Raw genomic sequence first — 26,828 nt, forward strand, 5'->3', positions numbered from 1 at the left:
GTGCATGATGATCGAGAGACGCGAATTGCTGATGGCCGGCGCCGGCCTTGCCGCCGCTGGAACGCTGGCTGTGCCGGCGGCGGGGCAGCAGCATCCAATGGAAGGGATGGCGATGTCGATGACGGACTGCATCGACGATTGCGTGGCTTCGCACCGCATGTGCCTGGAGACCGCCACCTGGCTGACCAAGCGAGGCGGCGCGTCAGCCACGGCGTCGCTGATCGCCATGCTGAACGACTGTGCGGAACTGTGCCAGGCGTCCGCCAACTCGATGCTGCGCGAATCCCCCCTCCATACCATCCTGTGTCGCGCCTGCGCTGACGCCTGCGAACGATGTGCGCGGGAATGCCTGAGCCACGTCGTGGACGAGCGGATGAAGCGTTGCTCGGCTACCTGCAAGGACTGCGCCGCCAGCTGTCGGATGATGGCGGACATGGCGAGCTGAGTTTCCTCGGACACGCCCAGGCGTAGTGGGGTCAAGCAGATCCGGCACTATTGAAGCGATCCGTCGGCTCCACAATGTGGGGCCGCTGCGAAGCTGGGTCGTATGGGTGCGAAAGCGGGACTGGTTAAGGATCGGCGGTAGCGCATCTAGACCAGCCAGGCAGCGATCGCGCCAACCACCGACTTGGTTTCGGCAACGTCGCGGACTCGCACGGTATCCAGCCCGAGGTGCTTGGCCGGATAATCATTTCCGCCCGGGAAGATCGCGTCACCGAAGAAGATCATCTCGTCGAGTGCGACGCCGGTCTGCTCGGAAAGGCGCTTAAGGCCATAGGCCTTGTCTATGCCTTCGCGGGTGATGTCGATCGATGTCGCCCCGCCGATATTGATGGCAAAGCCTGGCAGCAACGGCTGGAGCAGGGCCTGCAATTTCTTGCGCTTGGCGTGATCCGGATCCCACGTGTCCTTGGCCTCGAGCGGCGCCTGCTGACCGAGCGCGGAGAATGTGATCTGGCTGCCGCGATCCTCGATCTGCTCGCCCCAGATGTTCTCGTTTGCATAGCCCGCCTGCTCGACCGCCTTGGTCAGTGCTTCGCGGATGCGCTGGCTTTCGTCGCCGGTGAACAGATCGGCATAGATACGCGTCCATTGGCCGTCGGCGTGACGATAGAGCTTGGTGCCCGTGGTCGGCTGGATGATGAAATTGTCGAGCCGCGCCCGGGCAGGCATGCGTGACACCACCTGTTTCTCGAATTGCGGCCAGTCGCCTCCGGAGATGATCGCTACCATCGTCACGTCGAGCAGGCGGGTAAGCAGATCCGCCATTTCATCGTCGAGCGGCTGCTTGCTGAGCGCGAGCGTTCCGTCGAGGTCGAAAGCGGCCAGTCGCTTCATGATGATCTCCCACAAGCGGCAGCAGAAATGCGTCGATGGCATCGGCGATGCCATCTTTGTCGTTGCTGGTTGAAATGTAGTGCGCTGCGCTACGGATCTCCTCAGGCGTCTTGCCCATGGCGATCGATAGCCCGGTGCGCACGAGCAAAGGGCAGGTCATTGGGCATGTGGCCGAGCGCCCGCGCCAGGGCATCGACGCCAGCTCGCTTGTTGGCATAGGAGTTGGTGATGTCCAGATAGTAGGTCCGCGACCGGGCAGTCGTCGCCGACGCCAGGCTCTTGTCCTTGCGAACCAAAGTCCGTCGATGTCGGAGATGACGAGGCCAAGCATCATTGGCCGATCCTGTGCCAGAAGCGGCCATCGCGTTCGAGTAGGGCATCTGCGCCGGCCGGGCCGGCGCTGCCTGGTGCATAGGATTCAAGCCTGCCCTTGCCCTTGGCCCAGCGATCGAGGATCGGCTGGACCGCGGCCCAGCCCGCCTCGATCTGCTCGGCGCGCTGGAACAATGTCTGGTCGCCGGTCATCATGTCATAGAGCAAGGTTTCGTAGCCGGTCCGGCCCGACAGCTTGAAGTGGTCGGCATAAGTGAAATCGAGCGTTGTTCCTGCGGTCTTGATCACTGGACCCGGTTTCTTGACCAGCATGTCTAAGACGATGCTTTCGTCCGGCTGCAGCTGGAAGATCAGGCGATTGGCTGGCAGGCGGTCGATCGGACAATCGCGGAATAAAGCGTAGGGCACTGCCTTGAACGTGACGACGATCTCCGTATCGCGCGCTGCCAGCGCCTTGCCGGTGCGCAGGTAGAAGGGCACGCCGGCCCAGCGCCAGGTGTCGACTTCCAGCTTCAGTGCGACATAGGTCTCGGTCCTGCTGTCGGCAGCGACATCCGGGACCTTACGATAGGCCGGCACGTTGCGGCTGCCGACACGGCCCTTGCCATATTGGCCGCGCACTGCGCAGACTGCGGTGGGCTTGCGGATCGCGCGCAACACCTTGGCCTTTTCGTCGCGGATCGCGTCGGCATCGAAGCTGTTGGGCGGCTCCATCGCGATCATCGCCAGCAGCTGGAACAGATGGTTGGGGACCATGTCGCGGAGCGCGCCGGTTGCATCGTAGAAAGATCCGCGCGATCCGACCTCGACCGTCTCGGCGGCGGTGATCTGGACATGGTCGATATAGCGATTGTTCCACACCGCTTCGAACCATTGGTTGGCGAAGCGCGCGACCAGGATGTTCTGGACAGTTTCCTTTCCCAGGAAATGGTCGAGCCGGTAGATCTGGCTTTCCGGGAGCAAGGCGAGGATTCGGGCGTCAAGCGCCTTGGCCGAGGCGAGGTCGTGGCCGAACGGCTTTTCGATCGCGACGCGGCGGAACCGACTGCCCGCTTCCGCCATCAGGCCTTTGGCGGCAAGCTTTTCGACGATGGCGCCGAAGAATTGCGCCGGCGTGGCAAGGTAGAAGACCGCGCTTCGGTCGCCCAACGCCTGGGCGACATCGTCGAACACCCGGTCTGCGGTGAAATCGCCCTGGAGGTAGGCGATGCGCTTGCGCAGATCACGCCAGCAATCGCCCTCGGTCGCGAACTTATCCAGGCTGGCGCGCAACGTCTCGTCATCGCCATCGCTGCGGCCGATGCCGAGGATGGTGAATTCCTTTCCCAGTAATCCGTCGGTGCACAGATGGCGTCACCTCAAGGTTTGTGCGCCAGACAACGATTTGGCAGACATAATGCGAACATCGGCTAATTAGCGAGCTTGAGGCGCGACATGGGATCGTTGAGCTGGCGGAATTCACCGCCAGGCGGACGCTCCGCCTGCCCTCAAAGGCAGCCGCCGGGCAGGCTACGCCGCGGGGTACGATGCTACTGACATGGCCAAGCCTTCGCTAACGAGCGTTCAGCTCCGGCCACCATATGAACACTCATAAAATAGCTATTCTGCTCCGCCCAGCGTAAATATGCCGCGCGCAGCGCCGATCGGTCATAGCGTGGAGCGCGGCATTCCGCTTTTCGCGCGACGATCATCATGTCGAGCACGCCTTGGAGGTAAGCGCCGCATCGCGGCTCATTCGCTTGACAGCTTACGAACAACGCCGAGCCCGTCGCCGACGCGGGTTCGGTTTGGCCGATCGCACTATCAGGCAGGGCGGCCAAAGCGGCGCATAACAATATCCATCGCCTTGGCCGCATTTTCGTCTCCTATTCCGCAGTATCATTTCGGAAGGGGCGCACGGCCCTCGACGGCCGGCGCCCCGTGCTGATCCATCATTCGCGGCCGAGCACCTGGCCTTCGGGCGTGACGAACAGTTCGATCGTCTTTCCGTCGCTGTTCTTGCCCTTGATTTCATAGAGCGTGCTTCCGTCCGCCTTTCGGGTGACTTGCTCCGCTTTGCTTATTGACGCGAGTTGCGCGCGTGCCGCGTCCATCGCGGCCTCGGGCACCTGAGCAAGCGGGATGTCTCGTTCGCTGTGCTTGCCGATTATCCGGTTTTCGTTCGCCTCGTGGTTTTGCGCGATCGCCACGCCCGCGATCGCCAGCGCGGCCGCGCCCACGCCTGCGACAACAGTGAGAGTTCGTTTGCTAGCCATGTTCCATTCCACTTCCTGCATAAGGGCCGTGGGGTCGGGCGGGCGGCGGTTACGGCCCAATGAGCCGTCGTCCGAGTTCAACTCCTCTGATTGTTCATCCTGTCGAGCGCCGCGCGCAGCCCACGGGCGAGCTTGGCTGCGTCGTCGTTGGCCCAGAAGTGCATGAAGAACAGCCGCGGCTCGTCGTTTAGCATATGATTATGCAGCGCCGTGACCTCGATCCCGTTCGTCCGCAGCACGCGCAGGACCGGATCGACCTCGTTTGCGACAAGTACGAAATCGCCGGTGATGGCGGCTCGGCCGTCCCCGGTTGGCTGAAAGTTGATCGCGGTCGCCGTGCCCATCGTCGGCGGAGTCTCCATATCGCCGTCCATCAGCCGCTCGGCGCGCGGAAAGCTGTATTGGAGGATGCCACCGGCCGTCTTGCCCTCACCGCCCATCAACCGGTTGAGCGCGGCCACATCGAGGTCGAGCCGCGATGCGGCTGCGCTGGCCGAAGGCGATTGCGGCGCGGCGAGCGGGGTCCGACTGGCTGATAGCGCTTGCCGGAGCGCGGCCGCGAGCTTCACCGGGTCGCCGTGGCCGGCAATGTGCATGTACATGGTCGCAGGCGAAGAGCGGAGCAGGTGATTGTGGAGCGCGGTGATCGTAAAACCGCTTGCGAGCAGGCGGCTCAAAACGGGGTTCACCTCGTCGTGGGTCAGCACGAGATCGCCCATCACCATCGCCTCGTCGCCCATCGGCTGAAACGCCGCCCAAGAGCCGAGCGCGAGGGAGGGCTTGATCGTCACCCCATCCAGCGTGACGCTCAGGTCCGAACGCGGGAAGCTGTAGCGGTGAACGCCCCCCGGCTGTTCGGCCCCCGCTCGTCCTATCGCCCGGTCGACAGCCGACCAGTCCGGCGCTGCCCATGCCGGGCTTGCCAGCAGGAGGCTGGCGAATCCCAAGGCGATGGTCTTTTTCAGCATAATTGATCCTTCAGCAGCGCACTCGACACGGAAAGCCTCACGTCATGCGAGCGCGCCGCCGGCGAGCCGCGACATTGCGCTCCGGTTTCTTTCTTCGGGATAAGCAGTCCTATGCTCATGAGGCTTGTGATGCAACCCTTACACTTGTAGGCTAGTGACGATACAACTATGACAAATACACAAGCTTCCCCTTGGTTGCTCCTGATCCCGCAGCTTCCGGCTAAGCCTGCCTATTTGCGGGTGAAGGTCTGGCGGCGTTTGCAGGCGATCGGGGCCGCGCCGCTCAAGAACGCCGTCCATGCGCTCCCCAATCGCGAGGACACGCGCGCGCTGTTCGAAGAACTGCATCGCGAGATCACCGAAAATGGCGGCGAGGCGCTGATCCTCGAAGCGCGCCTTGTCGGCGGCATGGGCGATGCGGAGCTGCGCGGAGTGTTCGACGCTGCGCGTGACGCCGACTATGAGGAGTTGGCACGCGAGGCGCGCGCGCTGTGTGAGGGCGAGTATGTCGCGGCGGCGGATGTGGGCCGCCTGCGCAAACGCCTGAACGAGGTCGCCGCGATCGACTTTTTCGGTGCGCATGGTCGGCAGGCGGCACAGGCCGCCATCACCGAGGCGGACCGCCGCTCTCACCAACATCCCGATGTGAGCGGCCCCGGTGCGCCCGAGCTGACCCCGGCGGAGCTAAAGCGCCGCGTTTGGGTGACGCGCCGCCATGTCCATGTCGATCGCATCGCGTCCGCCTGGCTCATTCGCCGCTTCATCGACCCCGAGGCGAGCTTCAAGTTCGTCGAGGGCAAAGGATATGTGCCGGAGCCTGACGAACTGAGGTTCGACATGGCGGACGCTGAGTTCACCCACGAAGGCGACCGCTGCTCCTTCGAGACCTTGGTGTTCCTCACCGGTCTCGAGACCGACCCCGCGCTGCGGGCGCTCGGCGAAATTGTTCACGACCTTGATATTGCCGATGCTCGGTTCGAGCGCCCGGAAACTCCGGGAGTGAGCGCGCTTATCGCCGGCATCTGTGCCGGCACCGACGACGACGAGGAGCGGATCGCGCGCGGATCGACCGCGCTCGACGGATTCTATGCTCACTTCACCCGGCGAAAAGAGGACTAAAGATGGAGGCCAGCGCACGCGCTGAAATCGCAGTCGAGACGCTGCACGAGCACGGCATCAGCTTTGGCGAGGCGGTGCGCGTCTGGATCAGGGTCGCGCTGCTCAGCTTCGGCGGACCGGCGGGCCAGATAGCGGTGATGCATCGCATCCTGGTCGAGGAGAAGCGCTGGATCGGCGAGGAGCGGTTCCTCCACGCGCTCAACTATTGCATGCTGCTGCCCGGCCCTGAAGCGCAACAGCTAGCTGTCTATATTGGCTGGTTGCTCCATAAGACCAAGGGCGGCCTGGTCGCGGGCGCGCTATTCGTGCTGCCCGGCTTCCTCGCGATTTTAGGGCTCAGCTATGTCTATGTGCTGCTCGGCGAAGTGCCGCTGGTCGAGGGATTGTTCTTCGGATTGAAGGCCGCCGTGCTGGCGGTGGTGCTACAGGCGGTGGTCCGGGTGGGTTCGCGTGCCTTGAAGAACAACGTCATGCGCGGTTTTGCCGCGCTGGCGTTCGTCGCGATCTTCGTGCTCGACGTGCCCTTCCCGCTGATCGTGCTTGCCGCCGCGCTGATCGGCTTCTTCAGTGGCCGCGCTGGTTACGCCGCATTCAAGGGCGGCGGCGGACATGGTCCCGCCGGCGCTGAGATAATCCACGACCGCGACACCGCTCTTGGCGAGGGCCTTCCCGACCATGCCCGGCCGAACCTCTCTTGGTCGCTGCGCATCTCCGGCGTCCTGCTGCTGCTCTGGCTCGGGCCGGTCGCAGCGCTGCTGTTCGCGTTCGGCCCCGACGACGTGTTCAGCCGCATCGCCACCTTCTTCAGCCAGATGGCGGTGGTGACCTTCGGCGGCGCCTATGCGGTGCTCGCCTATGTCGCGCAGGAGGCAGTCGAGACCTATGGCTGGCTCCAGCCCGGCGAGATGCTCGACGGGCTCGGCATGGCCGAGACCACGCCCGGGCCGCTGATCATGGTGACGCAGTTCGTCGGCTTCCTCGCGGCCTTCCGCGAAGCGACCGGGCTGCCGCCGCTCGTCGCCGCGACCTTCGGCGCAATCCTCACCACCTGGGTTACCTTCCTGCCATGCTTCCTGTGGATCTTCGCCGGCGCGCCATTCATCGAGCGGCTGCGCGGCAACCGCGCATTGTCGGCCGCGCTTTCGGCGATCACCGCCGCAGTGGTCGGCGTGATCCTCAATCTGGCGGTCTGGTTTGGTATCCACACTCTGTTCGAGCAAGTCCGCGAAGTGCCGTTCGCAGCCGGCACCATCGATCTCCCAGTCCTAACGTCCGTCAACTGGCCGGCGCTGGCGCTCGCGGTGGGTGCGATACTCGCCATGTTCCGGTTCAAGGCCGGCATGCTGCCGGTGCTCGGCGTCTGCTCGGTCCTCGGGGCCGCATATGTAATGATCATCTGAAGGAGTGACGCGTGACGATCGACCATCTTTCCCGACGCAGTGCAATCGCAACTCTTGGCATCGGAGCCGCCGCCATGACTATCAACGAAGCCTCTGCGCAGACGCCGGCCGCAGCGCCGGCGGCTGTCCCCGCCTTTGCCGGAAATCATCAGGTCAAGCCGCTCAGGTTCAATCCCGCCAGGCTTCACGGCCTCTCCGAAAGGCTGATCACATCGCACCACGAGAACAATTATGCGGGCTCGGTCAAGGCCCTGAATATGATCGAGACACGACTTGCCGCCGCGCTCGCTGACACGGACCTGCCGCCGGTGGTCTATGGCGGATTGAAGCGCGAGGAGCTGCACCGCACCGGCTCGGTCGTGCTCCATGAGGTCTATTTCGACGGGCTCGGCGGCAACGGCCAGGCAGCCGGTTCCATCCGCGACGCGCTGGGCGCGGCGTTCGGCTCGTTCGACCGCTGGGAAGCCGACTTCCGCCGTACCGGGATGAGCCTTGCCGGCGGATCGGGCTGGTGCGTGCTCGTCTACAATCTCCACACGCGCTCGCTGCACAACCATTGGGCGTGGGATCATATGCACGGTGCGATTGCCGGCGTGCCGCTGCTCGCGCTCGATATGTACGAGCACAGTTTCCACATGGATTACGGCACCGCCGCCGCCAAATATGTCGACGCCTTCTTCCGCAACATCGACTGGGAAGTGGTCGACCGGCGCTATGCCGCGGCTTTGCGCGGCGGCGGCTGAACCCGACCGCCGTGGCTTAACACCCACTGCTGCGCGACACCTGAGTTCGCGACCACAAAGGGGACAGGTCCGATGGGGAGATGCAACAATGACATCCGGCCCGAACATCGCTCTTCTTTGGCGTGGGCAAGCAGCCGAGTGGACGCATCGCTTTCATGAAGCCCGGCAGTGGCCTGTACTGTACAGGGACGAGGCGGTTCGCGAGATTCGGGACGAGCTGCTGTCGTGCGACGCAGTGCTGGTCTGGGTGAATCCGTTGGACATTTCAGGCGACCGCTCGCAGCTCGATCCAATGCTGCGCGAAGTCGCGGGGTGCGGCGTTGTCGTCAGCGCGCATCCTGACGTGATCGCCAAAATCGGCGTCAAGGAAGTGCTCTACACAACGCGATCCATGGAATGGGGCAGCGATGTCGATCGATACGTGGACGCTGAAGGCCTTCGCGCTCGTTTCCCCGAACATCTTGCCGCAGGCCCGCGCGTGCTGAAGCCGAACTACGGCAACGGCGGCAGGAATGTATGGCGTGTCCAACTAGACGAAGCGGGAAACGCTCCGGCTTTGAAAACGTCGGTGAAAGTTCAAGAGGCCCGCCAAGGAAGCAAATCGGAGCGCATCAGCCTAGCCGAGTGCTTGGAAAGGTGGGTGCCGTTTCTAAACGACGGCGGCGTGCTGATCGATCAGGCTTATCAGCCGCAGTCGTCCGAGGGCATGGTCCGCTGCTACGTGTGCGGGCACCGAGTGGTTGGCTTTGGGCACAACCTGATCACTGCGCTGATGACGCCAACGGCCATTGATACAACGTCGTCAACCCCACAGCCGATGGGCCGCGCCATGTTCGGACCGGAGGTGACGCGCTTCGCAGCCTTACGGAAAGCGATGGAGGATCGCTGGATTCCAGAGATGCAAAGGTTGCTGTCGATCGCCGACCACGATCTTCCGCTTCTTTGGGACGCCGACTTCCTATTTCGCCCTGGTGAAGCCATCAGCGATGGCTCCTATGCGCTTTGCGAGATCAATGCTAGTTCGGTTGCACCATTTCCGCCAAGCGCCGTCCAGCCAGTGTGCAGGGCGGTGACAAACCAGGCCAATGGAGCGCCGGCAAATTGCTGAGCGCGGCGGAGTAAAAACCAGCCATTGGTAAGGTTGCTCTTTTTGGAGCGGCCGGGGATGTTTGCCGTGGAGAGCTATGCAGCGGTACGCCGCTTTGTGTTTGTTGAAGGGAACAGCCAGCGGGAGGCAGCGAAGGTTTTCGGCCTGAGCCGAGAGACGATCGCGAAGATGTGCCGTTTCTCGCTGCCGCCTGGCTACACGCGCTCCAAGCCTGTCGCCAAGCCGAAGCTAGGATTGTTGCTGCCGGTGATCGACCGGATACTGGCTGAGGATTACGTCGCGCCGGTCAAGCAGCGGCATACGGCCAAGCGGATTTTTGAGCGGTTGCGCGATGAACATGGCTACGGCGGTGGCTATACGGTGGTGAAGGATTACGTGCGGCAGAGCCGTGTGCGCAGCCGCGAGACCTTCGTGCCGCTGGCGCATCCGCCAGGGCACGCTCAGGTGGACTTTGGCGAAGCGGTGGGCGTGATCGGTGGAGTGCGGCAGAAGGTGCATTTCTTCTGCATGGACCTTCCGCAGTCGGATGCCTGTTTTGTGAAGGCCTATCCTGCCGAGACGACGGAAGCCTTTCTGGACGGACATGTTTGCGCGTTCGCCTTCTTTGGCGGGGTGCCGCTCTCGATCCTGTACGACAATACCAAGATCGCGGTCGCCAAAATCTGCGGGGATGGCAAGCGTGAGCGGACCCAGGCCTTCACGGGGCTGGTCAGCCACCACCTGTTTGCCGATCGCTTTGGCCGCCCAGGCAAGGGCAACGACAAGGGGAAGGTCGAAGGGCTGGTGAAGTATGCGCGCTCGCACTTCATGGTGCCGATCCCGCGCGCGGCGACCTATGACGACTTCAACGCAGAGCTGGAACGGCGGTGCCGGGCCCGGCAGGAAGAGCGAGCCGGGCGCCACACCGAGACGATCGGGGAGCGCCTGGCGGCAGATCTGGCGGCTTTGCGCCCGCTGCCCGCCGGCACGTTCGAACCATGCGAGACCAAGGGGGCACGCGTCTCCTCGACCGCGCTCGTGCGCTACCGCACCAACGATTACTCGGTGCCGACCTGCTATGGCTTCCAGGACGTTGTAGTGAAGGGCTTCGTCGACCGGGTTGTCATCCTGTGCGGGGGCGAGGAGATTGCCCGTCATCCGCGCTGTTATGGCGAGGCCATGTTTGTGGCAAACCCGCTGCATTATCTAGCGCTGATCGAGACCAAGCCAGGCGCGCTCGATCAGGCCGCCGCGCTTCAGGACTGGACCCTGCCGGAGGACTTCCAGCACCTGCGGCATCTCCTTGAGGTGTGGATGGGCAACAAGGGGAAGCGCGAGTTCATTCAGGTCCTGCGCCTGCTTGAGGCAATGCCGATGGAGGTGGTGACCTTCGCGGTGAAAGAGGCCATCCACATCGGGGCTATCGGCTTCGATGCGGTCAAGCAGATCGCACTGGCGCGGATCGAGCGTAGACCCGCCCGGCTCGACCTGGAAGCGTATCCGCACCTGCCCAGGATGGAGGTCAAGACCACACGCGCTGCCGACTATGCCAGCCTGCTGCCGGGGATCGCTGCATGAGCCGGGCGGGGGATGACAAGATGCCCATCGGCACGACGGCGGGCACGCCGCAGGTGCTGCTGGCGCATCATCTCAAGCAGCTCAAATTGCCCACCGTGCTGCGCGAGTATGAGAAGCTGGCCCGGGAATGTGCGCGCGATGGCGTGGATCATACCCGCTATCTTCTGCGCCTTATCGAGCTGGAACTCATCGACCGGGAGCGGCGCACGGTGGAGCGCCGTATCCGCGCCGCCCGGTTCCCGGCGGTCAAGAGCCTGGACACCTTCGACTTCACGGCCATCCCCAGCCTCAACAAGATGCTCGTGCTCGAACTGGCGCGTTGCGAGTATATCCTGCGGCGGGAAAACATCATCGCGCTGGGCAACAGCGGGACAGGCAAAACCCATGTAGCGCTCGCCCTGGGCTTGGCCGTCTGCCAGAAGGGCTTCAGCGTCCTGTTCACCACCGCTGCCGCCCTGGTGAACCAGTTGATGGAGGCCCGCGATGAAAAGCGGCTCCTGAGGATGCAGCGCGAACTTGCCGCCGTAAAACTGCTGATTGTCGATGAACTGGGCTATGTCCCGCTCTCGCCGACGGGGGCCGAACTGCTGTTCGAAACCTTCTCCCAGCGCTACGAGCGCGGCTCCACGATCGTGACCTCAAATCTACCCTTCGAGGACTGGACCCAGGTCCTGGGCTCTGAGCGGCTGACTGGCGCGCTCCTTGATCGCCTTACCCACCACGTCAGCATCCTGGCCATGAATGGCGACAGCTACCGGCTCAAGCAGTCTGCCCGCCGCCGCCGCACCGCCGGGGCGGACCAAAACCAGGCCACCACGCCCGACTGAAATGCCGAAAACGGCCAATATGCAAAGGGCCCCGATCGGGGCCCTTTGCATATCATCCGCGCCACATTCACTGGCCTGCTTTTACTCCGCCATGCTGGCCTAAAATCCGACCGCCGTTGACAGTCGGGGGGACGCCTGCGCCAGAGCTGGAAATGCTGAAGCGGCTGACATCAAATGCTCCTCTTGCCTTGGATCTCCATCGAATTCGTGGCGGCTAGGACAGCGGGAACAACCGGCATTTCGGCCTGGCGTCCCCTCCACGACTCGAACCTGCTCTGACCCTATCTGGGGCGAACGACCCGCGAAATTGTGATATATACGAATGGCGATCGGTCGGTTGACTGGGGCGCAAGAGCATCAGAACCGAAAACCGGTCGCTTGCGATTAGTACATCGGGCGGGCCTATATGCCTCCGCCTCGGCACCCGGCTTGAGCGTCCAAACCAACATGTCGGGATAGAATGAAGGTCACCTGGTCACCTTTTCCTCGTCCGGAAGCGAACTCGTCACCCCCGTTACCGCTCATGTGGTTGCTCGCTTGCACTGCGCATGAGACGATCACCGTCATCCCAAGTTCTGCGCCGGCTGCCTTGTCCTGGGCGATCTGCGATCAGATGCCATCGCAGGCGTCTCTTCTGTCTAGCGACAAATACGCATTACCACCGGCAGATGGTCGGCATAGTCTGCCCAGGGCAACCAACGAAGCTCGCAGCGGAGTGAGTGTGGATCGGAAGGGAACAGTATGACGATCGCGCTTAACGGGTTATATCGATGCCGGCTGCTCACTTTCACACGGTGGTCGTGTTCCATCTGGGCGATTTTCGCCGCGCTCACTGTGCCAACGCTACCTTCGCCGGCCAGGGTCGTTCCCGCAGGGGAAGATACCTCGACCACCAAGCTCGCGGGTGTCTGGTCATTTGATGGCCGATCCGGCTGTAAGTCGGGGATGGCCTGGGTTCTTAATCGCAACGGATCTTACAGCGAAATCCGATTGCCTGACCAGACGCCGCTTGGCGGAGGAAAGTGGTATGAACGCGGCGATACCATCTATTACTCATTGCCGCGAGTACTGACAGCGGCCGCGGGACGGCCCGACAAGCGTATGGTCATTATAGAGCGCGGCCCGCGGCGCCTGGTGGCCGTGACGAACCGCAGGGTTCGTCATGTGATGCACAAGTGTCCGGGATGATCGAATGCCTTCGATCGAGATGTGCGAAACGTTCTGGCCCAAGCCCGAAAAGGGAACAAAAACGAGAGCGGAGTTCGAAGTCACACGTCGAGCATTGCCCCCTTATTGGCATATGCAGGATTTCGCTTCTTGAGTTGTTCCCACTACGTCACGGAAAACTGACCCATCATGCCTTCGTCCTCGTGCTCCAGGATATGGCAATGGAACAGGAAGGGCGCTTTTGGAGCAGGCTGGTCGAAGCGGATTAATAACTCGACCGGTTCGTCCACGACGATGGTGTCACGTGGCCCCTGATCAAGAAGATCTGGTTCCTCGCCATCGCGACGTAGCACGTCGAAGTGCACTCCATGAATGTGGAAGGGATGGGCCATTTTCTGCCCGGAGACTTTCCATATCTCGACGGCGCCAAGCTCGACTTCCTCATCGATGCGATCAATATCGAATCGCCTGTGGTTGATCGTTAGCGGCTCTTCGTCGCTATCCATCATACCTCCCAGCCTCATGTTGAGCACCAGACGTCGCCGTGCGACGACCGTCGCCGGATCTGGCACCGCGCGGGACGCCAGGAGGAGCGGAAGCGTGGTGCTACCTCGCTTACTCGATGCCAAGCGCGGTGAAAATGTGAGGACAGTTTCATTCCCTGCGTTGTTTTCGCTAGCCTCGTGCCGATGCATCATGCCCATGCCATGCACCCTGAGGGTGCTTTGGTCCGGAGCCGATACCAACGAGACCGGTTTGCCATCGCTGAAGTCCACCAAGATCTCAGCCCGCTGACCGGAGGCCAGAGTGAGGGACTGCAATTCGACGGACTTTTCCAAAAGGCCGCCCTCGGTGCCGATCCAATAAAAGGCTCGTCCGTCGCTGAACGAAAGATCGTAAGTCCGGGCATTCGAACCATTTACAAGCCGCAGCCGCACTAAGCTTCTGGGAACGTCTGCTCGCGGGTTGTACGCGCCGTTTACGAGAATAACGTTGCCCCGCCTCCCGTCCAGCGCCACCATCATGCCCGCCGGTAACACCAGACGGCCATCCACGAACTGCCGATCCTGGATCAAGATTGGTAGATCGTCGACGCCGTAATCCGAAGGCAAACCGAGACCTTGCTCTTCCTCGTCGGTGACGAAGAGCAATCCCGCTAGGCCTGCATAGACCTGCTCCGCCGTTCGGCCATGTGCATGCGAATGATAAAAGAGAGTGGCCGCCGGCTGACGGATCGGCAGCGTCGGACGCCAAGTCTCGCCTGGACTAATGGTCTGGTGGGGGCTGCCGTCCAGCTCTCCCGGTACGAGCAGCCCGTGCCAGTGAACCGTGGTATCAGCAGACAGATTGTTGCTGACAGTCACCGTCACGTCGTCCCCGCGATGTACCCGCAGAGTCGGGCCGAGATAGCTTCCGTTGTATCCCATGGTGGCGCTCCGCCGCCCTGGGAAGAAAGTGGTTTCCCCTTCCTGCGCCCTCAGTCCAATTCTCTGCCCATGGTCGCGTGCATCTAACAGGCGAGGAATGGGCAGCGTGCCTGCTTGGTCCGGCGTCGCAAATCTGCGCGTGCATGCCGCCCCCAGCAGGAGGCCTCCGCCCGCCAAGACAGTTCGCCGGCTCAGAAAAGTCATTTCGAAGCCCCTCCTGAGCAATCGTGAAACTGACGCAAACGCGCTTTTCTCGATCCGATGAGATCCACCGAGGCGAAGCGCCGCTCTTCCCTTAAAGGGCGCGCGGGAGGGCAATATCCGTAATACCCGAACCGATCGCTTTTGTGCCCGCCCCCTCTGGGAAGACAAAATTGCCCTTCTAAGCTGGTTGCGGCCCTCGCCAGTTGATCAATAATCAGCCAGGCGAGCGTTCAATCACTGCGGCACCGATCCGAGCGAGCGTCTATTCCGACAATTTAGCCTGGGCCAGTCCGAGTGGCTGGTTCGGCGGTGGGCCTTGCCACGATCGCGCCGAAGCAAAAGCGGCGTGCGATTTACGTTTCGCTGTTCGCCACTGCAGCAGGCGGCGTCGCTTTCCAGTGCTCGGGCTAGGCGGAGGCTTTGATGGCCGCCGTCTTCGGTCATCCGCGCCCAGCTTTTGCTAGTAGCCGAACTAAAGCTGACATTGCAGGCTGACCGCCAGCTTCGCAAATTACGCATACTGCCACCTCCAGGCCGATACCATCTCAACGGCAAGCTCCCTGGGGAGCGAGAATCGACCGGGCATGTGTCCGGTCGAACTGAAACTCAGACTTGAAGGAATCATATTTGCGCAAGAAAGCAGCGATTATCGCTTCGCTCGCAGCCTTTGGCGTCCTTGCCGTCGGCGCCGGGCCAGTTCTCGCCGATGGGATGCCGCCGGGCATGCCCGACCTTGAACAGACGCTCAAGGCGAAGCCGGCGCCGGCTCGGTCCGACACGGCCCAGATGCAAGGCATGCGACACCGCGAAGTGCGGATGCCCGGTGAGATGATGCAGGACCATCGGATCGCTACGCGGGAGATGGGGACCCAGGACGGAGCCTCCCGCATGTTGCATAGGTCGCGGGGCGGTTGCTGACCCTGCAATTAAGCCAGCTCCGACCACGAGGCGGGGTGGCCAACGACCGTGGCCTGGTTCAACCGCAGCTTTGGCCCGCCGTTCTCCCACGGCGGGCCAATTGGTTTTTGCACTTCGCTGCCGGCCGCCATCAAGCGGGATCATGAATTGGCTTGACCTTGGACCATGGTCCACCCCGCACGATCCCGCGCATGCTTGTCGCGATCAAAAGCGGATTCGTAAGTTACGTATACAGACTGCGTCTCGCTAGCAGCATTGAAGCTTCGGAATTGCCGGGATCGGAACGTCGATCGGGCAACAGGACGAACACTCGGAGACCCTCAATGCGACAGACGACATTTCGCGCGGCGACCATCAGCCTCTTCGTGACGCTAACCTTCGCCGCCGGCACCGCTCTCGCCCAGTCGACGCCCGCGCCCGCGCAGACTGCGCCGGCCCATGCCCACCAGCAGGGCATGGATCATGGCGGGCAGCAGATGCACGATCAGATGATGAAGGATCATCAGGCCGGCGCGCAGAAGCAGCAGGGGAAACCGGCCCAGCAGGATCAACAGGGCATGTCGGGGATGGCCGGCATGTCCGGCGGGTCGCCTGCATCGAACGGCTCGGGCATGGCCGGTAAGGCGAAGAGTGGCTGCTGCAAGATGCCGATGAAGAAGGCCAAGCCGGCCGCGAAGAAGAAGACCGCCAAGCCCATGGCCGACAAGCCCATGGCCGACAAGCCGATGAGCGACATGTGACGTTTCCAGCCCCGATAAAACACCCCCCCCCCCGGGGCTGAGGGCCCGCCGCCGCCCCCGCGGCGGGCCAGTTCTTTGACGATGCCCAGCGTCGCCCCGTGCTCCCGGCCTTCAAAGCCGGGTCCGAGCGTCTGACGTGACAGAGGAAACAGTGATGCGAAAACATCTTGGCGTCGGTGCTGCCGTTGGCTTTCTGCTCTTTGGCAGCACGCCGCTCCTCGCACAGGGTATCGGCCATCGCTTGTTCATGCGCGGCAAGATCGTCCGTATGGATGCGGGCGGCACAGTGGCCTGCCTGGGCAAAGCCGATGGCGCACACATCGGGCAGATACTCGACGTCTATCACGCAAGGCCGCGCCACCGCCGCCTTGTCGGTCATGTCGAAGTCGACCAGATTTTCGACGACCATTACGCTCATTTCCGCGTGAGGGACGGGACGCTTCAGAAAGGCGATTGGGTGAGCCTAAAGCGCGTCCGGGCGTAACGCCAGAATTGGAATGCCAAGCGCCGCCCTCGCCAAAAGAAGAAGCGGCCGAGTAACGCCTGTCTCGGCATAATTCCGATCAGGCGTGCGCGAATAGGTTCGGGAGTCGATGAATACTCATCGGCTCCGTCGGCGTGTCTGACCCTCAAAGCCCGCGACAGCGACACCAGACTACCTTCTGCGGAACTTACTTATAGGCCGCCCGGGCAAAGAGATTACTCCGTCAGGCTATCGATAGAGATGGAGTCAGGTTATGTTCGAGAAGGCGATCGGGACCATCAATGCGGCGGCCTCCTTCCGACACCGCTATGATAATTTCATCGGAGGCCGCTGGAGCGCTCCTGCGGGCGGCGAGTATTTCGCGGACACGAGCCCGATCAATGGCGCCCAGATCGCCGAGTTCGCGCTGTCGACGCCGGAAGATGTCGAGCGCGCGCTCGATGCGGCGCACGCCGCCAGGGATCAATGGGCAAGGATCGCGCCCGCCGAGCGCGCCAGGATTCTCAATCGCGTCGCCGACCGGCTCGAGGATAATCTGGAGCTGCTGGCGCTTGCCGAGACGATCGACAACGGCAAGCCGATCCGCGAGACCCGCGCTGCCGACGTGCCGCTTGCGATCGACCATTTCCGCTACTTCGCCGGCTGCATCCGGGCGGAGGAAGGCGGCATCTCGACGATCGATGCGGACACCATCGCCTATCATTTCCGCGAGCCGCTCGGCGTCGTCGGCCAGATCATCCCGTGGAACTTCCCGCTGCTGATGGCGGCGTGGAAGATCGCCCCGGCGCTGGCGGCGGGCAACTGCACCGTCATCAAGCCCGCATCCCAGACGCCGCTCACCTTGCTGATGTTCGCCGAGCTCACCGCCGACATCCTGCCGCCCGGCGTGCTCAATGTCGTCACCGGCCCGGGACGGACCGTCGGCCAGGCGATCGCCGCCAATCCGCGCATCGCCAAGGTCTCGTTCACCGGCGAGACCGTCACCGGCAAGCAGATCATGCACGCGGCTGCCGACCATCTGATCCCCCAGACGATGGAGCTTGGCGGCAAGTCGCCCAACATCTTCATGGCGGACGTGCTCGACGAGGACGATGCCTTCTTCGACAAGGCGCTCGAAGGCTTTACTTTGTTCGCGTTCAACAAGGGCGAGGTCTGCACCTGCCCGTCGCGCGCGCTGATCCATGAGTCGATCTTCGACCGCTTCATCGAGCGCGCCGTGGCGCGCGTCGCCGCGATCCGCCAGGGCGATCCGCTCGACCCCTCGGTCCAGGTCGGCGCGCAGGCGTCGGAGGACCAGCTCCACAAGATCCTGGGCTATATCGATATCGGCAAGGCCGAGGGCGCGCAGTGTCTGGTCGGTGGCGCCAGGGCGCTGCCGGGCGGTGCGCTGGACCAGGGCTATTTCGTGCAGCCGACCGTGTTCGTGGGTCAGAACCACATGCGCATCTTCCAGGAGGAGATCTTCGGTCCCGTCCTGTCGGTCACCACGTTCAAGACGGTCGAGGAGGCGATCGCACTTGCCAACGACACCGCCTACGGTCTTGGCGCGGGCGTCTGGACCCGGAGCGGCAACACCGCCTACCGGCTCGGCCGCGCGATCGAGGCCGGGCGGGTCTGGACCAACTGCTATCATCAGTACCCCGCCCATGCCGCCTTCGGCGGATACAAGGCGTCGGGCTTCGGGCGTGAAAATCACCGGATGATGCTCGACCATTATCAGCAGACCAAGAACCTGCTCGTCTCCTATGACGAGCACGCGCTCGGCCTGTTCTGACCCCTCGCTCAAAAGGAGAAACGGACATGGCGAAAACCATGAAGGCGGCGGTCGTCCGCGAATTCGGCAAGCCCCTGGTCATCGAGGAGGCGCCGATCCCGACGGTCGGCCCCGGGCAGATCCTGGTCAAGATTGCGGCAACCGGCGTGTGCCATACCGACCTGCACGCGGCAGAAGGAGACTGGCCGGTCAAGCCCAACCCGCCCTTCATTCCCGGCCATGAAGGCGTCGGGCATGTCGCCGCCGTCGGTGCGGGCGTCACCCATGTGAAGGAAGGCGACCGGGTCGGCGTGCCCTGGCTCTACACCGCCTGCGGGCACTGCGTGCATTGCCTGGGTGGCTGGGAGACGCTTTGCCACGAACAGCAGAACACCGGCTATTCGGTCAATGGCAGCTTTGCCGAATATGTCCTGGCTGATCCCAACTATGTTGGTCACCTTCCCGACAATGTCGACTTCCTCGACATTGCGCCGATCCTCTGCGCGGGCGTCACCGTCTACAAGGGACTGAAGGCCACCGAGGCCCGGCCCGGCGAGTGGGTGGTCGTCTCCGGCATTGGCGGGCTCGGCCACATGGCGGTGCAATATGCCCGAGCCATGGGTCTCAATGTGGCCGCGGTCGACATCGACGACAGCAAGCTCGACCTCGCCACACGCCTTGGCGCCACACTGACGGTCAACGCGCGCAACGAGGACCCTTCGGCAGCGCTCAAGAAAGCCATTGGCGGCGCGCACGGGGCGCTCGTCACCGCCGTTTCGCCCAAGGCGTTCCAGCAGGCGCTCGGCATGGTCCGGCGCGGCGGCACGGTCGCGCTCAACGGCCTGCCGCCGGGCGACTTCCCGCTGTCGATCTTCGACACCGTGCTGAACGGCATTACCGTGCGCGGCTCGATCGTCGGCACGCGGCTCGATCTGCTCGAGGCACTGGCGTTCGCCGGCGAGGGCAAGGTCAAGGCCACGGTCCATGCGGACAGGCTCGAGAACATCAACGACGTCTTCTCGCGCATGCACCATGGCCATATCGAGGGCAGGATCGTCATCGATATGGAGCGGTAAGATCCAGGGGGCGCCTCTTCATGCAAGGCTGAACCAGCCTGGCGCACCCTCGCGGCTGTGGGAACCGCACAGCCGCGGATCTTACCGGCTCCTGGCGCTGCCGCGCATAGGGTCAGATTGCCTATGGGTAGGGACGAGGGGTGTTTGCCTTCATCCGGCCCGGCGACGGCACGACCGGGGTCTTGCCCGGCCGTCGAATGAAGGCTGGGCCGATGGATGGGCGGGCTCCATCGCTCGTGATGCGTGGGACCGCTTGTTATCTGTCCGCGTCGAGGAGGCACGGCCCGCAGCCTTCGCCAGCTAAAATATCTTGCGGATTGCGCATCTGGCACTCGGCCAGCGAAAGGCATCCACAGCCGATGCAATGGTCAAGCTGATCACGCAGTTGAACCAGGCTGACAATGCGCTGATCGAGGTCGGAGCGCCACGCTTCACGAAGGTCTCGCCAGGCGCTTTGATCGACCGGTCCGTGTGGCAGCTTGCCCAGATGCTGCTTGATGAAGGCGAGCGATAGCCCGGCCCGCTGGCCCAGGCGGATAATCGCAATCCGTCGCAAGACCGTGCGTTCGTATCGCCGCTGGTTTCCACTCGTGCGCGTGCTTTCGATCAGGCCTTTTGCCTCATAGAAATGAAGGGTCGAAACCGCGACGCCGCTCCGCCGCGCGATATCGCCCACCGTCAGCTGCTCTGCCGGCAGTCGTTCCGGCTCAGACTGCCTGGCCATGGCGCGGCTGTTTGGCTGAACTTGCGCGCGTGCATGGCCTCGGCGATCGCTTCCGGCGAACCCGATGGGTGCGAAGAGCGTGCGTCATTGTGGATTGGCCCTGATGATGTAGGTGCATCGACGCCCGCCGCTGATGATATGCTCAGCCCTTGCAATGGAAACGCCGGGCCCAAGAGCCGAGCGAAAAACCTCGAGCTCGGCGCGGCAGAAACCGACGCAGGCCGCGGCGGCGGCGCAGATCGGGCAATGATTTTCAATGAGGACGAAAGATCCATCGGGTTCCTCGCGCCACTCGGCCATATAGCCTTCTTCGGTGCGGAGCGCGGCGAGGGCGGCCACCCTGTCGGCAAGGTCCTGCTTGCCTGCAAGTTCGCTCTGGTAGCGCGTGCGGGTCTCAGCCTCGCGCACGTCGATAATCGTCTCGAGCGCGCCTTCGCCCATATGCGTTCGAATGATGCCGAGAAGCTGGGCGGTGAGGCTCGCATGCGTATCAGGAAAGCGCGACTGCGCCGCTGACGTCAGGTCCCAGAGGAGAAGTGGGCGACCCACGCCCTTTGCCTCGCTGGATGACACGACGAGATCCTGTTCGGCGAGGCGCAGCAGCTGCTGACGCGCCGCCTCGCCGGTAATGCCGAGCTGCTTGCCGAGCGCCGCCGACGAGAGCGCACCGTGCATCTTGAGCGCCATCAGGATCCGATCGGCAGGCGTCTTCGTGCGCGACGAATAGTTTTCCAAGTCATAACTTGACATATTCGGCGATTCAGTTTTCAAAGCCATGACTTGTTTAATAGCGACTCCCGCCCTCTGCGACAAGACCGGCGCGGGATCGAAGCCAGACAGAAAGACGCTGCGATGAAAGCCCTGCCTCCCGCATATGCGCCCCCTTCGGGATCAGAGGTCTCGATCGCGCTCGCCTCATGCCCTTGCAGCCAGGGAGCGGCGGCATGAGCGATTCGCTTCACGACATCCCCGACCAGGAGCCCGTCCGGCATGGGCAGACGCGCACGATAATCGTTACGGTAATCGTCCTCGTCCTCCTTTTGGGTGGGCTTTTCCTCTGGCGCAGCTTGCGCTCAGACCAGGGGCAGGGTTGGCAGCAGCAGGCGGTGCCGGTCGCCGCCACATTGGTCGCGCCGCGCGACGTACCGGTGTCGCTCGACGCGGTCGGCACATTGACCGCCGTGCGCGAGGTGACGCTCTCGTCCGAAGTCGCAGGCCGCGTCACGGCCATCAACTTCAGCGCCGGATCGCAGGTTCGGGCCGGATCGCTGCTTGTTCAGCTTTTCGACGGTCCCGAACGGGCGGATCGCGACGCTGCCCGCGCGCGTGCAGCGTTCGCTGGCGTCCAGCTTGCCCGCTCCGAGCAGCTTGCCCCGACCGGGGCCGAGCCGCGCGAGCTGCTGCAACAGCGTCGCGCGGAGCGCGACCAGGCCCAGGCGGCGGTGCGCCAGATCGATGCACGCATCGTGCAGAAGCAGGTGAAGGCGCCCTTCTCGGGCGAGATCGGCATCCGCCGTGTCAATCTCGGCCAATATCTCAATCCGGGAGATGCGGTCGCGACGCTGACGGCCCTCGACCAGCTCTATGTCGAGTTCGCCTTGCCGCAGCAGGAACTGGCCCGCCTGAGGCCCGGCTCCATGGTGTCGGTTACCAGTGACGCCTATCCGGGGCGCAGCTTCACCGCCCGCGTGAACGCCATCGAACCCAAGATCGGCGAGGATACGCGCAATGTGAGTGTTCAGGCGCTGCTTCCCAATCCCGGCGGCGCGCTGCGTCCCGGCATGTATGTGACCGCCTCGCTGGCGCTGCCGCCGCAGACCGGCGCGATCGTGGTCCCGGCCACCGCGATCCAGACCTCGGCGCAGGGCGACAGCGTGATCGTCATTCGCGGGGCCGATGCACGAAAGGGCGGCAAGGCCGAGATCGTGCCGATCCAGACCGGCTGCCGGCTCGGCAACGAGGTCGTGGTCGAGAAGGGCCTCAAAGCCGGCGACGTCATCGTCTCCGAAGGCCAGCTCCGGGTCCAGCCCGGCGCCGAGGTCAAGGTGAACAAACTTCTGGGCACCGGAGCGCGCTGATATGGCCTTTACCGATATCTTCATCCGGCGCCCGATCCTCGCGATCGTGGTCAGCCTGCTCATCCTCCTCGTGGGATTGAGCGCCATGTTCGCGCTGCCGATCCGCCAGTATCCGGGCATGGAAAGCGCGACGATCACCATCAACACGTCGCTGCCTGGCGCGTCGCAGGACGTCATGCAGGGCTTTGTCACCACGCCGATCGCCCAGGCGATCGCCACCGCCAACGGCATCGAATATCTGACCTCGACGTCCCTGCAGGGCAAGAGCCAGATCAACGCCAAGCTGGTGCTCAATGCCAACGCCGACCGATCGATGACCGAGATTCTCGCCAAGGTGCAGGAGGTCAAATATCGACTGCCTGCCGGTGTCACCGATCCGGTCATCGCCAAGATCACCGATGGCGCATCGGCGATCCAATATGTAGGCTTCGCCAGCAAGAAGATGACCGCCTCGCAGATGGCGGATTTCGCGTCGCGCGTGGCGCAGCCCCTCATCACTTCGGTGCCCGGCGTCGCCTCCGCCCAGATCAACGGCGGCGCCCCGCTTGCCATGCGCGTCTGGGTGGACCCGGTGAAGCTCGCCGCGCGTGGCCTTACCGCCAGCGACATCGCCAACGCCCTGCGGGCCAATAACGTTCAGGCGGCGCCCGGCCAGCTCAAGGGCGGCGATACGGCGATCAACATCACCGCGGGCACCGATTTGCGCGATATCGAGTCGTTCCGTCAGATGGTCATCAAGACAGGTGCCGACAGCGTCGTGCGCATCCGGGATGTCGCGACCGTCGAACTGGGCGGCCAGAATTATGACAGCGGCTTCCTTGTCGCCGGCGGCCCCGCCGTCTCGATCGCGATCTCGCCGACGCCAGACGGCAACCCGCTCGAGATCGTCAAAGCGGTCAATGCGCTTCTTCCCGAGATCCAGCGCGTCGCGCCCGCCGACCTCAAGGTCAACAATCAGTTCGACCGCGCCCAGTTCGTCGAGGCGGCGATCGAGGAGGTGGAACATACACTGGTCGAGGCGATCGTGATCGTCATCATCGTGATTTTCCTGTTCCTGGGCACTTTTCGCGCCGTGATCATCCCCGTCGTCACCATCCCGCTGTCGCTGCTCGGCACGGCCGCGCTGATGCTGGCCTTCGGCTTCTCGTTCAATCTTCTGACCCTGCTCGCGATGGTGCTGGCGATCGGCCTCGTGGTCGATGACGCCATCGTCGTCGTCGAGAATATCCACCGCCATATCGAGGATGGGCAGACACCGCTCGATGCCGCGCTCCTGGGCGCACGCGAGATCATCGGTCCCGTCATCGCCATGACCATCACGCTGGCGGCCGTCTATGCGCCCATCGGGCTCATGGGCGGGCTCACCGGCGCGCTGTTCCGCGAGTTCGCCTTCACGCTTGCCGGTTCGGTGATCGTTTCGGGGGTCATTGCACTGACGCTTTCGCCGATGATGAGCGGCATGCTGCTCCATTCGAAGATAGGCGAGGGGCGCCTGGCGCAGGCGGTCGAGCGCACCATGCACAAGGTGACCTCGGGCTATGTCCGCCTGCTCGACAGGACGCTGGCGGCTCGAGCCGCGGTACTGATCGTCGGCGTCGTCATCATGGGCAGCATCGTCGTGCTGTTCTCGGGCGCCAAGAGCGAATTGGCGCCCCAGGAGGACATGGGCTATGTCTTCGTCCAGGCCAAGGCGCCGCAATATGCCAATATCGGCTATACGGCGCGCTTCACCGCCGAGATCGAGCGGATCTTTCACGGTTTTCCGGAATATGCCGGCAGCTTCTTCGCCATCGGCGGCGATCAGAATGCCAATGGCAGCTTTGGCGGCATCGTCCTCAAGAAATGGGCCGATCGTGAGCGCAATGGCGACGCGATCCAGGGCGAGCTGGCCGGACGCACCGCGGGCGTGACGGGCGTCTATACCGCCGTCTTCCAGGACAGCCCGCTCCCCGCGGGCAGCGGCGGCCTGCCGGTTCAGATGGTGATCCGCTCGGCCGACGACTTCCCGGCGATCTACAAGACACTGGAAGGCATCAAGGGTGCGGCCTGGGGCAGCGGCCTCTTCGCTTTCGTCGACAGCGATCTCGCCTTCGACAGCCCCGAGGCGCATATCAGCGTGGATCGGGCCAAGGCCGGCGAGATCGGCGTCACCATGTCGGAGATTGCCGATACGCTGGCGGTGATGGTCGGCGAGAATTACGTCAACCGGTTCAACTGGCACGATCGCTCCTACGACGTGATCGCGCAGGTGCCGCAGGGCAAGCGCATCAGCCCCGACAATCTCGGACAATTCTATGTGCGCACCGCCTCGGGCAAGCTCGTGCCGCTCTCGACGGTCGCCCATGTCGAGGTGCGCCCGCAGCCCAACCGCCTGCCGCAGTTCAACCAGATGAACTCGGCGACGCTTTCGGCGGTGCTGCTGCCCGGCGTCACCATGGGCCAGGCGGTCGATTTCCTGAAAAGTCAGCCCCTGCCGCCGGGCACCACGGTCGACTGGCTCTCCAACAGCCGGCAATATGTCCATGAAGGCAACCAGCTCACCATCTCCTTCGGCTTCGCGCTGATCGTGATCTTCCTGGTGCTGGCCGCCCAGTTCGAGAGCTTCCGCGATCCGCTGGTGATCCTCGTCACCGTGCCGCTCGCGGTCTGCGGGGCGCTGGTGCCGCTCTATCTCGGCTTTACCACGCTCAACATCTATACCCAGATCGGCCTCGTCACGCTGATCGGGCTGATTTCCAAGCACGGCATCCTGATGGTGTCCTTCGCCAACGAGATGCAGCATGCGCAAGGCTGGAACAAGATCGAGGCGATCCGGCATTCTGCCGCGGTGCGTATGCGGCCGGTGCTCATGACCACCGCGGCGATGGTCGCAGGGCTCGTGCCGCTGCTGTTCGCATCGGGTGCGGGCGCCAACAGCCGCTTTGCCATCGGCATCGTGGTGGTGATGGGCATGCTGATCGGCACGCTCTTCACGCTCTTCGTCTTGCCGACGATCTATACCCTGCTCGCCGCCGACCATCGGCCCAAGCCGAAGCCGGACGGCAAACCCACCGTCCCGCCGCTCGAAGGAGGGCTGGCCCATGCGTAAATTCCCTCATGTCCTCGCGCCGCTGGCCGGGCTGGCGCTCTCTGCCTGCGCGGTGGGACCGGATTACCGGCCGCCCGCGCCGCCTTCGGCCGCTGCGGGAGCCTTCGTCACCACCGCGCCCCGGATCGATGCGGCCGCCGCGCTGCCCGACGACTGGTGGAAGCTCTATGAGGATCCGGCACTCGACGCATTGGTCACACAAGCGTTTGTTGCCAACACCGACCTGCGTGTCGCGTCCGCCAATCTCGCCAAGGCGCGCGCGGTGCTGAGCGAGGCGCGGGCGGGGCGGCTGCCCTCCACCACCCTCAACGGCGGCGCTCCCTATGGCGACGGCATCCAGGGAGCCGGGCAAAGCGGCTTTCCAGGCAACCTTGGCGATGCGCAATGGTCGCAGTTCGCGGGCATGTCGCTATCGTGGGAAGCCGACCTGTTCGGCCGCGTGTCCCGCGCCATCCAGGCCGCCCGCGCCGATGCCGGCGCGATCGAGGCGGCGCGCGACACGGTGCGGGTGACGGTCGCGGCCGAGACGACGCGTGCCTATCTCAACGCCTGCGCGGCCGCCTATGCGCTCGATGTCGCGCGCCAGTCCTACAAGGCGAGTGGCGACAGCTTCCGGCTTGTCTCGGAACAGGAGAAGGCGGGCTCGGTCGGCAAGCTCGACGTCGAACGCGCGGGCGCCGCGACCGCGACGGCGCGTGCGGCGATCCCGGCGCTCGAAGGCCAGCAGCAGGTGGCGCTCTTCGAACTGGCGGCGCTGCTTGGCACCACGCCCGATCAGGTGCCGGAATCTGCCCGGCGCTGTACGACCCCACCCGAACCGAAGGCGTCGATCCCCGTCGGCGATGGCGCCGCCCTGCTGCGCCGCCGACCTGACCTGCGGCAAGCCGAGCGTCAGCTTGCGGCCGATACGGCGCGCATCGGTGTGGCGACCGCCGATCTTTATCCGCGCATCAGCCTGGGCGGCTCGGGCAATTTCTTTCGCAACGACCAGGTGCGCGGTGCCAACAGCTTCTCCTTCTCGCTGGGACCGCTCATCTCCTGGAGCTTCCCCAATATCGCGGTCGCCCGCACGCGTATCCGGCAGGCGCAGGCGCAGGGCGAGGCCTCGCTCGCGGCCTTTGATGGGCGGCTTATCACTGCGCTCAAGGAGGTCGAGCAGGCGCTGACGGTGGTCACCACCGAACAGCGCAGGCTCGATGCGCTGGGCGAAGCGCAGGCCCGGGCGGAGAAGGCGTATGAATTTGCCGACCTGCGCTATCGCGCTGGCTCTGTCGCCTATCTCGACGTGCTGGTGGCGCAAAGCGAGATGCTCAACGCCCGCAGCAGCTATGCCGGCTCCATCCAGCGGCTTTCCTCGGCCCGGGTCGATCTCTTCAAGGCGCTGGGCGGGGGATGGCAGGGCATCCAAAGCGCACAGGGCCCTGTGCAAGAGCCGGCCGGGTCTGGGGACGCATCTGCCGCGACAGAGCAGGACTCCCTTCCGTTCAGGGATGCCACGAAGGCGCTACGGCACTGACCCGC

25 protein-coding genes are annotated in these 26,828 nt (G+C 63.7%); 14 read left to right on the forward strand and 11 right to left on the reverse strand.

What is annotated here, in order from left to right; genetic code table 11:
- The first annotated feature begins 4 nt into the window (after nt 1–4).
- Nucleotides 5–445: a four-helix bundle copper-binding protein gene (locus EDF69_RS17125; RefSeq protein ID WP_037476106.1), complete on the forward strand. Its 441-nt coding sequence runs from the start codon at nt 5–7 to the stop codon at nt 443–445.
- A gap of 146 nt (nt 446–591) precedes the next feature.
- On the opposite strand, the gene EDF69_RS17130 is transcribed toward EDF69_RS17125, so the two are convergent.
- The 7 genes from EDF69_RS17130 to EDF69_RS17155 all read right to left on the reverse strand — a co-directional run bounded on the left by EDF69_RS17130 (nt 592) and on the right by EDF69_RS17155 (nt 4,894).
- Entirely contained in the window at nt 592–1,338 is a 747-nt protein-coding gene (locus tag EDF69_RS17130) for an HAD-IIB family hydrolase (RefSeq protein ID WP_009824013.1), read from the reverse strand.
- Nucleotides 1,271–1,531, reverse strand: coding sequence for an HAD hydrolase family protein (locus EDF69_RS19970; RefSeq protein ID WP_409592948.1), 261 nt, complete (start codon nt 1,529–1,531; stop codon nt 1,271–1,273). Before EDF69_RS19970 ends, EDF69_RS17130 begins: the two co-directional genes overlap by 68 nt.
- Nucleotides 1,440–1,634 (reverse strand): hypothetical protein, encoded by a 195-nt coding sequence (locus EDF69_RS17140; RefSeq protein ID WP_037476108.1) that lies wholly within the window; start codon nt 1,632–1,634, stop codon nt 1,440–1,442. The genes EDF69_RS19970 and EDF69_RS17140 overlap by 92 nt, the downstream gene beginning before the upstream one ends.
- A gap of 34 nt (nt 1,635–1,668) precedes the next feature.
- Nucleotides 1,669–3,018 carry a glucose-6-phosphate dehydrogenase gene (gene zwf / locus EDF69_RS17145; RefSeq protein WP_081912901.1) on the reverse strand — a complete coding sequence of 450 codons (1,350 nt, stop codon included), beginning with the start codon at nt 3,016–3,018 and terminating at the stop codon, nt 1,669–1,671.
- A 182-nt stretch (nt 3,019–3,200) separates the two neighbouring features.
- Nucleotides 3,201–3,527 carry a Rap1a/Tai family immunity protein gene (locus tag EDF69_RS19975; RefSeq protein WP_223178489.1) on the reverse strand — a complete coding sequence of 109 codons (327 nt, stop codon included), beginning with the start codon at nt 3,525–3,527 and terminating at the stop codon, nt 3,201–3,203.
- Between the two features lie 75 nt (nt 3,528–3,602).
- Nucleotides 3,603–4,007, reverse strand: coding sequence for a PepSY domain-containing protein (locus EDF69_RS17150; RefSeq protein WP_239556187.1), 405 nt, complete (start codon nt 4,005–4,007; stop codon nt 3,603–3,605).
- The gene (locus tag EDF69_RS17155; RefSeq protein WP_008603797.1) at nt 4,004–4,894 is read right to left on the reverse strand and encodes a DUF1259 domain-containing protein; all 891 of its coding nucleotides are present in this window, start codon (nt 4,892–4,894) and stop codon (nt 4,004–4,006) included. Before EDF69_RS17155 ends, EDF69_RS17150 begins: the two co-directional genes overlap by 4 nt.
- Nucleotides 4,895–5,134: 240 nt before the next feature.
- On the opposite strand from EDF69_RS17155, the gene EDF69_RS17160 reads away from it, so the two are divergent.
- The 6 genes from EDF69_RS17160 (at nt 5,135) to istB (ending at nt 11,648) form a co-directional block, all read left to right on the forward strand.
- Nucleotides 5,135–6,013: a chromate resistance protein ChrB domain-containing protein gene (locus tag EDF69_RS17160; protein WP_232307676.1), complete on the forward strand. Its 879-nt coding sequence runs from the start codon at nt 5,135–5,137 to the stop codon at nt 6,011–6,013.
- 2 nt (nt 6,014–6,015) lie between these two features.
- Nucleotides 6,016–7,413, forward strand: a complete 1,398-nt coding sequence (gene chrA, locus EDF69_RS17165) for a chromate efflux transporter (protein WP_017184237.1) — start codon at nt 6,016–6,018, stop codon at nt 7,411–7,413.
- A gap of 74 nt (nt 7,414–7,487) precedes the next feature.
- Nucleotides 7,488–8,156: a superoxide dismutase gene (locus tag EDF69_RS17170; protein ID WP_017184236.1), complete on the forward strand. Its 669-nt coding sequence runs from the start codon at nt 7,488–7,490 to the stop codon at nt 8,154–8,156.
- A gap of 88 nt (nt 8,157–8,244) precedes the next feature.
- Nucleotides 8,245–9,264: a Cj0069 family protein gene (locus EDF69_RS17175; RefSeq protein ID WP_162182219.1), complete on the forward strand. Its 1,020-nt coding sequence runs from the start codon at nt 8,245–8,247 to the stop codon at nt 9,262–9,264.
- A 57-nt stretch (nt 9,265–9,321) separates the two neighbouring features.
- Nucleotides 9,322–10,821: an IS21 family transposase gene (istA, locus tag EDF69_RS17180; protein ID WP_132884051.1), complete on the forward strand. Its 1,500-nt coding sequence runs from the start codon at nt 9,322–9,324 to the stop codon at nt 10,819–10,821.
- A 20-nt stretch (nt 10,822–10,841) separates the two neighbouring features.
- Nucleotides 10,842–11,648 (forward strand): IS21-like element helper ATPase IstB, encoded by an 807-nt coding sequence (istB, locus tag EDF69_RS17185; RefSeq protein ID WP_165890053.1) that lies wholly within the window; start codon nt 10,842–10,844, stop codon nt 11,646–11,648.
- Between the two features lie 1,331 nt (nt 11,649–12,979).
- Here istB and EDF69_RS17190 read toward each other — a convergent pair.
- Both EDF69_RS17190 and EDF69_RS17195 read right to left on the reverse strand, forming a co-directional pair.
- Nucleotides 12,980–14,446, reverse strand: a complete 1,467-nt coding sequence (locus tag EDF69_RS17190) for a multicopper oxidase family protein (RefSeq protein WP_132884049.1) — start codon at nt 14,444–14,446, stop codon at nt 12,980–12,982.
- 621 nt (nt 14,447–15,067) lie between these two features.
- Entirely contained in the window at nt 15,068–15,289 is a 222-nt protein-coding gene (locus tag EDF69_RS17195) for a hypothetical protein (protein WP_037479748.1), read from the reverse strand.
- A 398-nt stretch (nt 15,290–15,687) separates the two neighbouring features.
- On the opposite strand from EDF69_RS17195, the gene EDF69_RS17200 reads away from it, so the two are divergent.
- The 4 genes from EDF69_RS17200 to adhP all read left to right on the forward strand — a co-directional run bounded on the left by EDF69_RS17200 (nt 15,688) and on the right by adhP (nt 19,417).
- Nucleotides 15,688–16,104, forward strand: coding sequence for a hypothetical protein (locus EDF69_RS17200; RefSeq protein ID WP_043150657.1), 417 nt, complete (start codon nt 15,688–15,690; stop codon nt 16,102–16,104).
- 154 nt (nt 16,105–16,258) lie between these two features.
- The gene (locus EDF69_RS17205) at nt 16,259–16,588 is read left to right on the forward strand and encodes a hypothetical protein (protein ID WP_132884048.1); all 330 of its coding nucleotides are present in this window, start codon (nt 16,259–16,261) and stop codon (nt 16,586–16,588) included.
- Between the two features lie 253 nt (nt 16,589–16,841).
- Nucleotides 16,842–18,362, forward strand: coding sequence for an aldehyde dehydrogenase family protein (locus EDF69_RS17210; RefSeq protein WP_043150655.1), 1,521 nt, complete (start codon nt 16,842–16,844; stop codon nt 18,360–18,362).
- A 26-nt stretch (nt 18,363–18,388) separates the two neighbouring features.
- Nucleotides 18,389–19,417, forward strand: coding sequence for an alcohol dehydrogenase AdhP (adhP, locus tag EDF69_RS17215; protein WP_132884047.1), 1,029 nt, complete (start codon nt 18,389–18,391; stop codon nt 19,415–19,417).
- Between the two features lie 256 nt (nt 19,418–19,673).
- Here adhP and soxR read toward each other — a convergent pair whose 3' ends face one another.
- Together soxR and EDF69_RS17225 are read right to left on the reverse strand one after the other, a co-directional pair.
- The gene (soxR, locus tag EDF69_RS17220; protein WP_043150653.1) at nt 19,674–20,141 is read right to left on the reverse strand and encodes a redox-sensitive transcriptional activator SoxR; all 468 of its coding nucleotides are present in this window, start codon (nt 20,139–20,141) and stop codon (nt 19,674–19,676) included.
- Nucleotides 20,142–20,225: 84 nt separating this feature from the next.
- On the reverse strand, nt 20,226–20,918 hold the full coding sequence (locus EDF69_RS17225) for a helix-turn-helix transcriptional regulator (protein WP_239556193.1): 693 nt from the start codon (nt 20,916–20,918) through the stop codon (nt 20,226–20,228).
- 167 nt (nt 20,919–21,085) lie between these two features.
- Between EDF69_RS17225 and EDF69_RS17230 the strand changes: the two genes are divergently transcribed.
- Genes EDF69_RS17230 through EDF69_RS17240 form a run of 3 tightly spaced genes read left to right on the forward strand, consistent with a single transcriptional unit; the run spans nt 21,086 to nt 26,823 of the window.
- Entirely contained in the window at nt 21,086–22,219 is a 1,134-nt protein-coding gene (locus tag EDF69_RS17230) for an efflux RND transporter periplasmic adaptor subunit (RefSeq protein ID WP_132884046.1), read from the forward strand.
- Nucleotide 22,220: 1 nt separating this feature from the next.
- Nucleotides 22,221–25,307: an efflux RND transporter permease subunit gene (locus tag EDF69_RS17235; protein ID WP_132884045.1), complete on the forward strand. Its 3,087-nt coding sequence runs from the start codon at nt 22,221–22,223 to the stop codon at nt 25,305–25,307.
- Nucleotides 25,300–26,823, forward strand: coding sequence for an efflux transporter outer membrane subunit (locus EDF69_RS17240; protein WP_081764079.1), 1,524 nt, complete (start codon nt 25,300–25,302; stop codon nt 26,821–26,823). The genes EDF69_RS17235 and EDF69_RS17240 overlap by 8 nt, the downstream gene beginning before the upstream one ends.
- Nucleotides 26,824–26,828: the final 5 nt, after the last annotated feature.

The organism is Sphingomonas sp. JUb134 (genome assembly GCF_004341505.2).
Classification (GTDB): domain Bacteria; phylum Pseudomonadota; class Alphaproteobacteria; order Sphingomonadales; family Sphingomonadaceae; genus Sphingomonas.